Annotated in this window: 11 protein-coding genes; 5 read left to right on the top strand and 6 right to left on the bottom strand. The window is 70.0% G+C overall.

Annotation, left to right across the window (positions count from 1 at the left end; translation table 11 throughout):
- The first annotated feature begins 19 nt into the window (after positions 1-19).
- The 4 genes from FFI97_RS11180 (at position 20) to FFI97_RS11165 (ending at position 4623) form a co-directional block, all read left to right on the top strand.
- On the top strand, positions 20-679 hold the full coding sequence (locus FFI97_RS11180; RefSeq protein WP_144004430.1) for an aspartate/glutamate racemase family protein: 660 nt from the start codon (positions 20-22) through the stop codon (positions 677-679).
- A 269-nt stretch (positions 680-948) separates the two neighbouring features.
- Positions 949-1701, top strand: a complete 753-nt coding sequence (locus FFI97_RS11175; RefSeq protein WP_070059483.1) for a hypothetical protein — start codon at positions 949-951, stop codon at positions 1699-1701.
- Positions 1698-2702: a hypothetical protein gene (locus FFI97_RS11170; protein WP_139703121.1), complete on the top strand. Its 1005-nt coding sequence runs from the start codon at positions 1698-1700 to the stop codon at positions 2700-2702. The genes FFI97_RS11175 and FFI97_RS11170 overlap by 4 nt, the downstream gene beginning before the upstream one ends.
- A 166-nt stretch (positions 2703-2868) precedes the next feature.
- On the top strand, positions 2869-4623 hold the full coding sequence (locus FFI97_RS11165) for a carboxylesterase/lipase family protein (RefSeq protein ID WP_185993598.1): 1755 nt from the start codon (positions 2869-2871) through the stop codon (positions 4621-4623).
- 17 nt (positions 4624-4640) lie between these two features.
- Here FFI97_RS11165 and FFI97_RS11160 read toward each other — a convergent pair whose 3' ends face one another.
- Together FFI97_RS11160 and FFI97_RS11155 are read right to left on the bottom strand one after the other, a co-directional pair.
- The gene (locus tag FFI97_RS11160) at positions 4641-5273 is read right to left on the bottom strand and encodes a response regulator transcription factor (protein ID WP_062476788.1); all 633 of its coding nucleotides are present in this window, start codon (positions 5271-5273) and stop codon (positions 4641-4643) included.
- The gene (locus FFI97_RS11155) at positions 5270-6334 is read right to left on the bottom strand and encodes a PAS domain S-box protein (RefSeq protein ID WP_139703119.1); all 1065 of its coding nucleotides are present in this window, start codon (positions 6332-6334) and stop codon (positions 5270-5272) included. The genes FFI97_RS11160 and FFI97_RS11155 overlap by 4 nt, the downstream gene beginning before the upstream one ends.
- 200 nt (positions 6335-6534) lie before the next feature.
- Here FFI97_RS11155 and FFI97_RS11150 point away from each other — a divergent pair, with 200 nt between their 5' ends.
- The gene (locus tag FFI97_RS11150; RefSeq protein WP_185993597.1) at positions 6535-7653 is read left to right on the top strand and encodes an ABC transporter substrate-binding protein; all 1119 of its coding nucleotides are present in this window, start codon (positions 6535-6537) and stop codon (positions 7651-7653) included.
- Positions 7654-7677: 24 nt separating this feature from the next.
- Here the strand turns inward: FFI97_RS11150 and FFI97_RS11145 are convergent, their stop codons facing one another.
- The 4 genes from FFI97_RS11145 to FFI97_RS11130 are packed head-to-tail and all read right to left on the bottom strand — an operon-like array spanning position 7678 to position 12749.
- On the bottom strand, positions 7678-8136 hold the full coding sequence (locus tag FFI97_RS11145) for a RidA family protein (RefSeq protein ID WP_062476784.1): 459 nt from the start codon (positions 8134-8136) through the stop codon (positions 7678-7680).
- Positions 8133-9125 (bottom strand): transglutaminase N-terminal domain-containing protein, encoded by a 993-nt coding sequence (locus FFI97_RS11140; protein WP_139703117.1) that lies wholly within the window; start codon positions 9123-9125, stop codon positions 8133-8135. Before FFI97_RS11140 ends, FFI97_RS11145 begins: the two co-directional genes overlap by 4 nt.
- A 15-nt stretch (positions 9126-9140) precedes the next feature.
- Complete coding sequence (locus tag FFI97_RS11135; protein WP_139703116.1) at positions 9141-9962, bottom strand: basic amino acid ABC transporter substrate-binding protein; 822 nt, start codon at positions 9960-9962, stop codon at positions 9141-9143.
- Between the two features lie 42 nt (positions 9963-10004).
- Positions 10005-12749, bottom strand: a complete 2745-nt coding sequence (locus tag FFI97_RS11130; RefSeq protein ID WP_139703115.1) for a circularly permuted type 2 ATP-grasp protein — start codon at positions 12747-12749, stop codon at positions 10005-10007.
- Between the last annotated feature and the right edge of the window lie 77 nt (positions 12750-12826).

Below are 12826 nucleotides of genomic sequence, written 5' to 3'. Positions count from 1 at the left end.
AAAGAAAGCGTTTTTCCGCATGCCCGACATCCTGCTCATCAACCCCAACGCGTCCGTCGCCACCACCGACATGATGGTCGGCATCGCGTCCGCCGAAGCGCCCACCGGTTGCCGCGTGACCGGCCGCACGGCGGTGCAGGGCCCGCCGATGATCGTCAACGAGGACGAGCTGAATGCAGCCGCGCACGAGGTGCTGAAGGTGTGGCGCGCGGCGGCGGGCGAGGGCTGGGACGGCGTGATCGTCAGCGCCTTCGGCGACCCCGGCGTGGCGTTGCTGCGGCGCGAGGCCGGCGTGCCCGTGGTCGGCATCGCCGAAGCCTCGATGCTCGCGGCGGGCGAGGGTGGGCGACGCTTCGGCATCGCCACCGTCACGCCCGATCTGGTGGCGCCCATCGAAGCGCGCGCCACCGCGCTCTGGCTGCGCGCGCAGTTCAGTGGCATCCGCCTCACGCAGGGCGATCCGCGTGCGCTCGCGGCCGATGCGAAGGCGCTCGAAGAGGCGCTGGCGCAGGCCGTGCAACGCTGCATCGACGACGACGGCGCGCAGGCCGTGATCATCGGCGGCGGTCCGCTCGGGCAGGCCGCGCTCGCGCTCGCACCGCGCTTCGAGGTGCCGGTGATCGCGCCGATCGGAGCGGCGATGCGGCTGCTGTGTTCGAAGCTCGCGGTCACGCCGTGAGCTGATCGTCGCGGCGATGAGAGGCGAGGCGTTTTGGCAATGAACGCCTTCTAGAATGAAACGACACACTTGTCCGCAAACCTCGGGCAAGCCGCATCGTTCGTTTTCCTTTTTGCATGCCTCACCTTCGACCGCGTTCCGCTTTCCTCGCTTTTCTTCTTCTCTCTTCCTTCGGCGCCGTCGCACAAACCGCGACACCCCAGCTGGTCCTCGTGCCGCATCACGAGCGCGCCCCGGAAACATCCCAGGCCCCCGCACTCGACCTTGCCGTGACGCGCTTCGCGGGCATGGCGTCGGGCTCGTACTACTGGCCCGAAGGCCTGCTGGCCGAGCAACTGATCTCGGGCCTGGCCTCGCGCCCCGACCGCAAGCAGCAGGCGCTGCCTGACGGCCAACGACTGCTTTCGTCGTATCGCCGGCCCTACGACGGCGGCGAGCGCGCGGCCGTGCTGGTCGACGACCGCAGCGGTGACGTGCTGGCTGCCGCACTGGTGCATCGCAGCTGCGGCAAGGACTCGTCGTCGAGCGGTTGCCTCGACGACCAGCATGCCGTGCTCTCGATCTTCTTGCGTCCCGGCCTCGACCGCACCAAGGCGCAACCGCTGGTCGCATGGAGCCAGCAGGTTCCCGACCGCATGCAGGGCGGTGAGGGCGTGGGCGAGAAGATCGCCACGACCGAGTACGTCACGATGGACGCCGCGCGCACCACGGCACGGCCCATCGTGCGGCCCAACAAGGCCTTCTCCGCGCAGGTGCCTCTGTACCCCAAGGCGCTGATCTACGGCACCGCGCAGGACGCGCTGAGCGACGCCAAGGCCAAGCGCGTGCTGCGCCTGCAGACCGTCGACACGCCACAGCAGGTGCTGGCGTTCTACAAGCAGCTGTCGCCGCCGCTGAAGGACATCGAGTCCAGCGACGGCTTCATCGCCGGCAGCCGCAACGGCCTGAGCTTCTCCGTCAGCACGACGGTCCCGCGCGACATGCCCGCGATCACGAACATCGAAGTGGAAATTTCCGAATGAAGAAGACATTGATTCAGTCGGCGCTGGCGTCGCTGGTGTTCGCCTGCGCGTTCGCAGCCCATGCACAAGACACGGCCGGCCCCGTCACGACCGAACTGCCGCCGCCCACGCTGCGCCTCAGCGAGCAGACGCGCATCCGCAGCGCCGTGATCGGCCTGGTCGGCTACGCGCGCGGCAGCTACACCGAGCCCGACACGCTGATCGCGCAGCAGCTGCTCGAAGGCATGCGCTCGAAGTTCGACGTCACGCGCACCGTGTGGCCCGACGGCCGCCAGGTCATCGCGTCGGTCAGCGGCGGCGGCCACGGCGAAGAGCGCGCGGCGATGCTGATCGACGCCGACGGCCGCGTGCAGGCGGTGGGGCTGGTCAACGGCCACTGCCGCGCGGCTGCCAAGCGCGACGACCCCAAGGTGTGCAACCCCTTGCCGCAGACCGTGCTGTCGGTCTTCCAGCGCGCCGGTGCCAGCCAGGCCGACGCCGCGCCGCTGGTGGCCTGGAGCAAGCAGCTGCCGTCGTTCCTCGCGGCCATGGCCGACAGCGACGATCCGGCGGATGTGGCCGCCGCGCAGAAGATCGCCAGCGTCGAATACATCACCGGCCAGCCGGGCGTGCCGGGCTGGCGCGCCGAGCAGCTGCCGCCGGGCTTCCCTGCGTCGCTGCATCCGCTGCTGGTGCAGACGGCCGAGGTGAACAGCACCGCCAGCGCCGGCAAGATCGTGCTGCCCAAGGGGCTGGCCGGCCTGCCGATGCGCACGGCCTACCAGAGCGCCCAGCGCCCCGAGGCGCGGTTGCCCGACGCCGAGGTCACGCTGCGCAGCTACGAGCCGATCGCCAAGCTGGTCGACGCCTACCGCGAACTCGCCAAGGGCGCGACGCTGGACGAGGAGGGCCGCGAGGTCGTCTTCAACGGCACCGACGGCGCGGGCCGCTACAGCGTGCGCCTGCGCGACGCGAAGGAAACCGGCGTGTACATCACCGTGGCGAGCTGGAAGCGCAAGTAGCAGCCGCCAAGCGTTGCATGGCCCTTTGCGGGCCGGATGTCAATCGGAGGATTCTTGCCGCCCCCCTGCGATGACACCGAGGCGGGCGGGGCAGGGTGCTCACGAGAATCGATGCATGACCGAGGCCGTCAGAGCCCGCCGCATCCACCTCGAGGAGACAACCACCATGCACCGCTCCCGTTCTCTTGCAGGCCTCATCCGCCTGCTGCTTCGCACCACGGTCCTGTGGGCGCTCGCGATGCTCGCGGCGCCCGCGCTGGCCGCCTACAACCAGAGCCTCACGCGCACGCTGGACGCCGGCCAGATCTACGGCAAGGTCGCGGCCAACAACACGCACGCCTTCCTGGGCATTCCCTTCGCGCAGCCGCCCGTCGGCAGCCTGCGCTGGCGCGCCCCGCAGCCGCCGCAGCCGTGGAGCGGCGCGCGCGCCGCGACCACGCTGGCCGGTATGTGCGCGCAGGTCGGCAACCCCTTCGGCGAGCCTGACCCGGCCACCTTCGGCCAGCCCGTGGGTACGGAAGACTGCCTGTACCTGAACGTGTGGCGGCCGAACTCCAGCGCCGAGAACCTGCCGGTGTTCTTCTGGATCCACGGCGGCAGCAACACCAAGGGCTCGGCGCGCGAGCCGGCCTACGACGGCGCCTACCTGGCGCAGAAGGCCAACATGGTGGTGGTCACCGTGCAGTACCGCATGGGCATGCTGGGCTGGCTGAACCACCCGGCCATGAAGACCGGCAACGCGCTGGACGACTCGGGCAACTTCACCACGCTGGACCTCGTGCGCGCGCTCGACTGGGTGAAGGCCAACGCGCGCGCCTTCGGCGGCAACCCGGGGCAGGTGACGGTGGCGGGCCAGTCGGCCGGCTGCATCAACACCTGGGGCCTGCTGCAGTCGCCGCTGGCCGACGGCAAGTTCCACCGCGCGCTGTGCATGTCGGGCGTGCCCAACGCCTACCCGCTGGTGGTGGGCACGCTGGCGGCCGACTCGCTGATCGACAACCTGCTGGTCGACACCGGCCGCGCCTCGACCACGCTGCAGGCCGCGGCGCAGCGCGTGACCATGAGCGCCGCCGACATCGCCGCCTTGCTGCGCGGTGCGAGCGCGGCGCAGATCATGAAGTTCACGCCCAGCCCCGTGGTGCCCGGCCACTTCACCGACGGCACCGTGATCCGCGCGAGCGGGCTGCCCGGCCTGCTCGCGGGCAATTACAACAAGATGCCGCTCATGATCGGCTCCACGCACGACGAGGGCTCGTACTTCGCCTTCCTGTTCGGCATGGGCCAGCCCTCGCAGCAGGAGCTGTGGAACCTGACCAACTACGCGGCGCCCGGCAGCGTCACCTTCAACCAGCTGATCAAGCCCGAGTTCCGGCCGATCTATACGCAGACGCATGAAGTGATCAGCTACGCGCTGGACAACGTGATCGACAACGTGATCCGCGTGCTGCGCCTGCAGAACGGCGACATCTACCGCTACAACTACAACTGGGACGACACGCCGCAGCCCTGGAAGGACACCTTCGGCGCGTTCCACGGCATCGACGTGGCGGCGCTGTTTGGCAACTTCGTGACCGACGAGCCGAACTTCATGCGCTTTGCCTGGAGCAGCGCGAACGCAAGCAGCCGCAAGGCGCTGTCGGACAAGTTCATCGGCCACGCGGCGAGCTTTGCCCGCTACGGCGCACCGAGCCGCATGTTCGACGGCCAGACGACTTGGAACAACTGGACCAACTTCGTGTGCCTGCTGTGCAGCAAGCGCATGGTCTTCGACAACCAGCCGCGCATGTCGGCCGACGACTACCTGTTCTTCTGGCCGCGTTATTCGCTGCTGTCGCCGCAGCAGCGCGAGTTCCTGTTCCAGCAGATCGATTTCAACGCGCTGCCCGATTCGGTCGACCCACTGCGCAACGGTACTCGCTGAGTTCCTGAAAAAGCCAGCTACTGGATGATCCCGTGGCGCACGGCATAGAGCACCAGCTCCGCCGTGCTGGCCACGCCCAGCTTGTCGAGGATGTTGCTGCGGTGCGTGCTCACGGTCTTCACGCTGATGAGCATCTCGTCGCCGATGGCCGTGAGCGACAGGCCCTTGAGCATCATCAACATGATCTGGTGCTCGCGCACCGTGAGCCGCTGGTGTGCGGGGCGGTCGTCGCGGCCTTCGAGCTGGCCGCTGACCTGCGAGGCGGCGCGCGCGCTCAGGTACTGGCCGCCGGCCGCCACGCAACGGATCGCGCGCACCAGCTCGGCGGGCTCCGCGTCTTTCGCGATGTAGCCGCGCGCGCCGGCCTGGATGGCGACCAGCGCGTACTGTTCCTCGGCGTACATCGACAGCATGAGCACCGGCAGCGCGGGCTGCAGCGCGCGGATCGAGGCCAGCACCTCCAGGCCGTTGCGGCCTTCCATGTTGATGTCCAGCAGCACCACGTCGAAGCGGCGCTGACGCACCAGCTCGAGCGCCTCGGCACCGTTGCCGGCCTCGGCCGTGGTGCGCAGGTCGGTCTCGTCGAGCAGCAGCCGCTGCAGGCCCGAGCGGAAGATCGTGTGGTCGTCGACCATCAGGATGTCGATCATGCGGGGCCGCTCTCCGGCTGCAGCAGCGGCACGCTCAGCGCCAGCCGCGTGCCCGCGTCGGGCGCCGCGTGGATGTGCAGCTCGCCGCCGATCTCGCGCGCGCGCTCGCGCATGCTCAACAGGCCCAGTGCGCTGCCCTCGGGCGCGTCGGGATCGAAGCCGCAGCCGTCGTCGTGCAGCGCGAGCCGCAGGCGCTCGCCGTCCACGCGCAGCCGCACGTCCACGCGCTGCGCCTTCGCGTGGCGCAGGACGTTCGTCAGGCCTTCCTGGAAGATGCGGTAGACCGCGGTGGCCTGCTTGGGCGCGAGCCGCAGCGCGGGCGCGTCGGTGTCCAGCGAATGCAGCACGCCCGAGCGGCGCGTGAAGGCCTGCAGCTCATGGGCCAGCGCCACCGACAGGTCCAGGTGGTCGAGTGCGCTGGGGCGCAGCGCCTCCGAGATCTGCTTGACCGTGTCGATGGTCTGCTGCGTGAGCGCGATCAGGTCCTGCGTGAGTGCCTGCACCTCGGGGTTGTCGGCGCGGCGCTGGATGCGCGTGACGTCCATCTTGATCGAGGTCAGCATGCCGCCGAGCACGTCGTGCACATCGCGCGAGAGTGCCAGCCGCTGCTCCTCGAGCTTGTTGGCGGTGTAGGCCGCCAGGGCCTGCAGCTGCTCGCGCGAGCGCTGGCGTTCTTCCTCGTTGCGCACGCGGTCGGTCACGTCCACGCCCACGCCCATCACGGCCGGGCGGCCCCGATGCTCGATGCGCGAACCGTGGACTTCGACGAAGCGCACGCGCCCGTCGCGGTGCAGGCCGCGCGTGATGAAGTGCATGCTCGGCGGATTGCCCGCCAGCCGGATGCGGATGCGCGAGCGCACGACTTCCACGAAGTCGGGCGGCACGATCTCGGCCAGCGACATGCCGGTCATTTCTTCTGCGGTGTAGCCCACGATGGCGGCCCAGGTCGCGTTGCAGTAGACGAAGCGGTCGTCCTGGATCACGTAGATGCCCGCCACCGCCTGTTCGACGATGGTGTCGAAGGGCATGTCCTGCAGGCTCTCGCGGGCGGGTGCTGTCATGGGGGCGGGCGGTGGCGCGCTGCATGATAGGTCGCGGGCCGCGCCGCACGGCCGCCCCCGAGGGTTTGCGAGCAGCAGGGTTCCCCGTAGCGCCGGCCGGAAATGTCCGATGGCCGCCGCGTGCGGTGCGCCGCCAAGATCGGGGCCCGCCTGCTTCAGGCTGCCCCACGGCCGGCGACGCCGGCAAGGACAACACCACAATGGTCTACCGCTGGCTCGCGCCTTTGCTCCTCCTGTGCCTGGGCCTGCCGGGCCGCGCCGACGAGATCGTGGTGGGGCAGTCGCTGCCGCTGAGCGGGCCGCTCGGCGAGGCCGGGCGCAACGTGAAGGACGGCATCGACGCCTACCTGGCGCGCGTGCAGCGCGAGGGCCTGCTCGGGCGCCACAAGCTGGTGTGGCGCGCGCTGGACGACGGCTACTCGGTGGAGCGCCACACGCAGAACATTCGCCAGCTCGTGGTGCAGGACAAGGTCGATGCGCTGGGCCTGTCGGCCGGCACCTCGCACATCGACGCGGCCTACCCGACGATGCGCGAGGCGGGCACGCCGCTGATCGGCGCGATGACCGGTGCCTCGGCGCTGCACGGCGCGCAGCGCGCGCTCATCTACCACCTGCGCGCGAGCTACGCCGACGAGGTGCGCCAGCTGGTCGCGCAGGCGGTGTCGGTGCGGCAGCGGCGCGTGTTCGCGGTCTGGCAGGACGACGGGTTGGGGCGCGATGCGTTTGCCGCGCTGGAGACCGCGCTGCGCGGCGCGGGCATCGAGCTGGTGGGACAGCAGGGCGTGGCGCTGGCGCAGATGGACGGCGCCGCGCTGGCCGCGAGCGTGCGCGCGGCCAAGCCCGATGCGCTCTTCGCGCTGTGCGTGACGCCGTGCGGGGTGAAGCTGCTGTCGGGGCTGGCGTCGGAGAGCGGCGTGGCACGGCCGACGCCGTACATGCTCTCGATCGTCAACGGCGAAGTGCTCGCCAAGAGCGTGGGGCCGGCGGCGCGCGGCACGGTGATCTCGCAGGTTATGCCCAACCCGCGGCTGGCGACCTCGCCGCTGGTGCAGCGCTACCAGCAGGACATGCGCAGCCACATGGGCCGCGACGAGTTCAGCTACTTTTCGCTGGAAGGGTACGTGGTGGCGATGGTGACGGTGGAGGCGGCGCGCTCGGCGCTGGCCGCGTCACCACGCCGCTCGATGCAGGACGCCATGAAGCTGATGCTGCGGCGTGAGATCGAGGGGATTCCGGTGTCGAGTGGCGACGATCCCGGGGTGCGTCCGCATCCCGTGACGCTCTCGATGATCGGAAATGGAGGGCGGCTCATTCACTAAGAACGGAGCCGCCCAGGAGAAAGATCAGCCGATCTCTGCGATCAGCTCGATCTCGACGCAGGCGCCCATCGGGATCTGCGCCACGCCGAAGGCGCTGCGTGCATGCGCGCCCTTTTCGGGGCCGAACACTTCGGCGAAGAACTCGCTGGCGCCGTTGGTCACCAGGTGCTGCTCGGTGAAGGTGCCGACCGAGTTCACGAGGCTCATCACCTTGACGATGCGCTTGACCTTGTTGAGGTCGCCCACGGCCGCGTGCAGCGTGCCGAGCAGGTCGATGGCGATGGCGCGTGCGGCCTGCTTGCCTTCGTCGGTGCCGATGTTGGCGCCGAGCTGGCCGACCCAGACCTTGCCGTCCTTCTTGGCGATGTGGCCCGACAGGAACACGAGGTTGCCGGTCTGCACGAAGGGCACGTAGGCGGCGGCAGGTGCGGACACCGGGGGCAGGGAAATGCCGAGGCTGGAAAGCTTGTCGTAAACGCTCATGGAGACTCCTGATCTGAGGATGGTGATGACGATGACGGGGGTGATTGTGTCTGTGTTTGCGCTGGCGGCTGCGGCAGCTGCACCACTTCCCCCACGGGTTGCACGGTCACGCCGACATGCAGCGTGTGGCGCGCGCCGCCATGCAGCACGCCGCGCATCGGCGAGACGTCGGAGTAGTCGCGCCCGATGGCGAGCGTGACGTAGTCCTCGCCGGGCTGGCGGCCGTTGGTGGGGTCGAAGTCGGCCCAGTCACCCACGCTCTCGGGGCCTTCGCCCTCGCCAGGCAAATACACCGACACCCACGCGTGCGAGGCGTCGGCGCCCACCAGGCGCGGCTGGCCCGGTGGGGGCTGCGTGAGCAGGTAGCCGCTCACGTAGCGCGCCGGCAGGCCCATGGCGCGAAAGCACGCGATGAGGATGTGGGCGAAGTCCTGGCACACGCCCTTGCGCTGCGCCAGGGCCTCGACGGCGGGGGTGTTGATCTCGGTGCTGTCGGCGTCGTAGGCGAAGTCGCGGTACATGCGCTCGGTGAGGTCCATCGCCACGTCGAAGGTGGGACGTTCGGACACGAAGCTGGCGCGCGCGTAGGCGACGAAGTCGTCATGGCGCGGCACGTACGGCGAGGGAAACACGAACTCCGAGGCGGGGTCGAAGGGCGCGTCCTTGCGAAAGCGGAAGCGCTCGCGCACGGCCTCCCAGGGCAGCTCGCGCGCCACGGCGGGAGAGAGCACGGGCTCTGAGGTTTTCACGACGCTTTCGGCCGTGACGATGAGGTGGTCGTGCGTGGACTCGAGCGCGAAGAAGGCACGCGTGTTGCCGTACAGGTCGGGCACCTCGTTGCGTTGCGCGGGCGCGGGATCGATCGTGAGCTGGTGGCTCACGAGCTCCTGCGAGGCGGTGGCCAGCGGGCGCAGGTGGGCCAGGTGCTGCGCCGTCTCGACCGCCGGCGCGTACGCGTAGCGCGTTTCGTGGGTGACGTGCAGCAGCATCGCGCGGCTCGCTGTTTACTTGGACTCGGCGCCGAAGTGCGAGGCGTAGATCTTCGCGTAGGTGCCGTCGGCCTTGATGTCGGTCAGGCCCTTGTCGATCTTCGCCAGCAGCTCGGCGTTGCCCTTCTTCACGGCGATGCCGTACTGCTCGGTCGAGAAGCCGGCATCGCTCACGGTCTTGAAGCCGCCGCCCGGGTTGTTGGCCAGGTAGTGGGCCACCACGCCGTTGTCGGCCACCACGGCCTGCACGCCGCCGGCCTCGAGTTCCTTGAGCGCCAGCGGCGTCGATTCGAAGCGCTTGATGTCGGTGCTCGACTTGCCCAGCAGCTTGCCCACCACCTCGTCGCCGGTGGTGCCGTTCTGCACGCCGACCTTGAGCTTCTTGATGTCGTCGAACTTCGCGACCGTCGAATCGCTCTTCACCGCGATGAGCTGGCGGGCCTCGAAGTAGGGCTGCGAAAAGTCCATCGTCTGGCGACGCTCGGGCGTGATCGTGATGGCCGACACCAGCAGGTCGCGGTCGCCCAGCTCGAGCGTGTTGAAGATGCCTTCCCACGGCGTGTTGACGAACTTCACTTCGATGCCGGCCTTCTGCGCGATGGCCTTCACCACGTCGATGTCGAAGCCCACGACCTCGCCCTTTTCGTTCTGCGATTCGAAGGGCGTGTAGGCCGCGTCGGTGCCCACGACCAGCACGCGCGGTGCGGCGGCGGGCGGCGGCGCCGAAGCGGCCGCGGGCGCGGCGGGTTCCTGCTTGCCGCAGCCGGCGAGCGCGAGGCCGACCAGGAGGCTGGCGGCGGTCAGTGTGAGACGGCGGTTGAGGGCGATGCCGGACATGGAAATGCCTCCTTCGAAATATCGTTGTGTGTGTCTGTGGAATCAGGCGCCGACGGAGCGCAGCGATTCCGAGGTGAGCGTGAAGTAGCGCGTGCCGATGGCGTCCGACACGTGGTACGCCGCCGTCTCGCAGGTGGCGAGCAGTTCGACCAGCGCGGGGTAGTCGGCGCCGGGGCCGGCCGCGCACAGGTGTTCGAGCGTCCAGGTGGCCGGGTCGGGCAGCTCGTACGACAGGGCCGTGAGCTTGCCCGGCGCGCTGCCCGCGAGCCGCGCGATGCGACCGCGCAGCGTCTGCGTGACCCAGGCCAGCGAACGCGGGTTCTCGGCGTCGAGCACCAGCAGGTCGACCAGCGTGGCGACGTCGCGGCGCTGCTGGTAGCGGGCATGGAAGGTGATGGTGCTGTCGAACAGCGCCACCATCGCCTCGAAGCCGCTCACCTCGTGCACCGCGCCGTTGGCGAAGCCGGCCTCGAGCGCGCTCGACAGGAAGCCCAGCCGCTCGATGTGGCGGCCGATCGACAGCAGCCGCCACGCGTCGTCGCGCGTCATGCGGTCGGTCTGCGCGCCGGTCATGGCGGCCAGCGCGGTGCTGGCGGATTCGAGTGCGCGCAGGGCGGCGCTGGCGGCAAAGCTGCCTTCGCCGGCCTGCTCGGCCGCGCGTCGCAGGAAGTCGCTTTCGGCGCGCACGATCTGGTTCCAGTTGTCCTGCGACAGCCGTTCGCGCACGGCCGCCGCGGCCTGCCGGATGCTGCGCAGGCTGTAGCCGACGCTGCCACCGTTGTCGACGTCGCCCAACTCGGCGATCAACGCGCGTTCGAACACGCGGCGTGACTGCGGCGCGCTCGGCGCTTCGGCGGGCACGAGCGCATTGCGCACCGCCATGCGGTGCAGCCATTCGAGCAGCGGACGCGAGGACTGGTCTTCGCTGCCCAGCAGGTTGAGCGTGAGCCGCGCCAGGCGCACCGCGTTCTCGGCGCGCTCGGTGTAGCGGCCGAGCCAGAACATGTTCTCCGCCGCGCGGCTGGTGACCGGCGCGCGGTGCCGCGCCAGCGAGGCCGGCGTGGCGTGCGGCTGCAGCAGCGTGGTGCGGTCGACCTCGCCGTGCGTCTGCACCCAGACGTCGGCACTGCTGCCGCCGCGCTGCATCGAGGCGATCTGCGCATCGGGGCCCGCCAGGCGCGCCAGTCCGCCGGGCAGCACGCGCCACGACTGCGGGCCGTCGCTCACCGCGAACACGCGCAGCATCAGCGCACGCGGCGCGATGTGGCCGGGGCCGAGGTCGCTGGCCCAGGTCGGCATCTGCGACAGCGGCAGGTAGCCCTGCACCGTGTGGACGTCGCCCTCGCGCACGATGCGGCCGGCCCATTCGTCGATTTCACGGCGGCTGAGCTGGCTGCCGAACACGGCGTCGAAACTGGAGCGCCCCTGGAAGCCGGGGTAGGTCGGCTTGATGGCGCTCTCGCCCAGCTGCGGCAGCACGGCCTCGAGCGAGGCGCGTTCGCCGCACCACCAGGTCGGCAGCGCCGGCAGCTTGAGCTTCTCGCCGATGAGCCGCAGCGCCAGCCCGGGCAGGAAGCCCAGCAGCGCCGGCGATTCGAGGAAGGCCGAGCCCGGCATGTTGGCCACCAGCAGGTTGCCCGCGCGGATCGCCTGCAGCAGGCCGGGCACGCCAAGCGTGGAGTCGGGGCGCAGCTCCAGCGGATCGAGGAACTGGTCGTCGAGCCGCTTGATGAGGCCGTGCACCGGGCGCAGGCCCTGCAGCGTCTTGAGGTACAGGCGCTGGTCGCGCACCGTGAGGTCGCTGCCCTCGACCAGCGTCAGGCCCAGATACCGCGCCAGGTAGGCGTGCTCGAAGTAGGTCTCGTTGTACGGGCCCGGCGTGAGCAGCGCGATGTGCGGCGGCGAGCCCGAGGGGCACATGCGCTGCAGGCCTTCCATCATGGCGCTGTAGGTGGCGGCCAGCCGCTGCACCTGCAGCGCCTCGAAGGCCTGCGGAAACTGCCGCGTGATCGCGAGGCGGTTCTCCAGCAGGTAGCCCAGGCCCGAAGGCGCCTGCGTGCGCTGCGAGACCACCCACCAGTTGCCGTCGGGGCCGCGTGCGAGGTCGAAGGCGGCGATGTGCAGCCAGGTGTCGCCTGCCGGCTTCACGCCGTGCAGCGCGCGCAGGTAGCCGGGGTGGCCGCGCACCAGCGCCGGCGGCAGCAGGCCTTCGGCCAGCAGCTGTTGCGGGCCGTAGGCGTCGGCCATCACGCGGTCGAGCACGCGCACGCGCTGCTGCACGCCGGCCTCGATCTGGGCCCAGCTCTCGGGCGAGACGATCAGCGGGAACAGGTCGAGCGACCACGGCCGCTGCGGGCCGTTGGCGTCGGCGTACACGTTGTAGGTGACGCCGTTGTCACGGATCTGCCGCTCCAGGCTGACCGCACGCCGCGGCAGGTCGTTGATGCCGCCGGGGCCGAGCTGTTCGAAGAAGGCGTTCCAGGCGGGGGTGAGCGGAGGCTGCTCGCTGGAGGGTGAGGGTTCCTGTGCCTGCGATTGCGAGGACGACTGTGACTGGGATTGCGATTGCGACGGAGCCGGTCGCTCCTCGGCGGCGTCGTACAGCAGCGGGGCCGCGGCGGGCGCCGGGGCCGCGCCCGACACCGGCCGCGAGGGCGCCGCGGGCGTCGCCTGTCCCCGCAATTCGTCGAAATGCCCAGGCAGGGCCGCCGGCGCGAGCGAAGACGCCAGCGCCGCCGGATGCTCCGGGGCCTGGGCGTCGAACAGGGATTCGTTCAGGGGTTCCACAGGGGGGAGATTGTCACATCACCGTCACCGGGGCCGATCCGGCGGTGCGACAGGGTTCCCCCTGAGTCCTCGGGCCG

Source organism: Variovorax sp. KBS0712, from assembly GCF_006323185.2.
Classification (GTDB): domain Bacteria; phylum Pseudomonadota; class Gammaproteobacteria; order Burkholderiales; family Burkholderiaceae_C; genus Variovorax; species Variovorax boronicumulans.
This window is presented reverse-complemented; position numbering and strand designations above follow the sequence as displayed.

Bases quoted from the DNA above. Each gene is read 5' to 3' on its own strand.
- FFI97_RS11155 (WP_139703119.1), bottom strand. From the start codon at position 6,334: ATGACAGCACCCGCCCGCGAGAGCCTGCAGGACATGCCCTTCGACACC.
- FFI97_RS11160 (WP_062476788.1), bottom strand. From the start codon at position 5,273: ATGATCGACATCCTGATGGTCGACGACCACACGATCTTCCGCTCGGGC.
- FFI97_RS11140 (WP_139703117.1), bottom strand. From the start codon at position 9,125: ATGCTGCTGCACGTCACCCACGAAACGCGCTACGCGTACGCGCCGGCG.
- FFI97_RS11135 (WP_139703116.1), bottom strand. From the start codon at position 9,962: ATGTCCGGCATCGCCCTCAACCGCCGTCTCACACTGACCGCCGCCAGC.
- FFI97_RS11165 (WP_185993598.1), top strand. From the start codon at position 2,869: ATGCACCGCTCCCGTTCTCTTGCAGGCCTCATCCGCCTGCTGCTTCGC.
- FFI97_RS11170 (WP_139703121.1), top strand. From the start codon at position 1,698: ATGAAGAAGACATTGATTCAGTCGGCGCTGGCGTCGCTGGTGTTCGCC.
- FFI97_RS11180 (WP_144004430.1), top strand. From the start codon at position 20: ATGCCCGACATCCTGCTCATCAACCCCAACGCGTCCGTCGCCACCACC.
- FFI97_RS11150 (WP_185993597.1), top strand. From the start codon at position 6,535: ATGGTCTACCGCTGGCTCGCGCCTTTGCTCCTCCTGTGCCTGGGCCTG.
- FFI97_RS11145 (WP_062476784.1), bottom strand. From the start codon at position 8,136: ATGAGCGTTTACGACAAGCTTTCCAGCCTCGGCATTTCCCTGCCCCCG.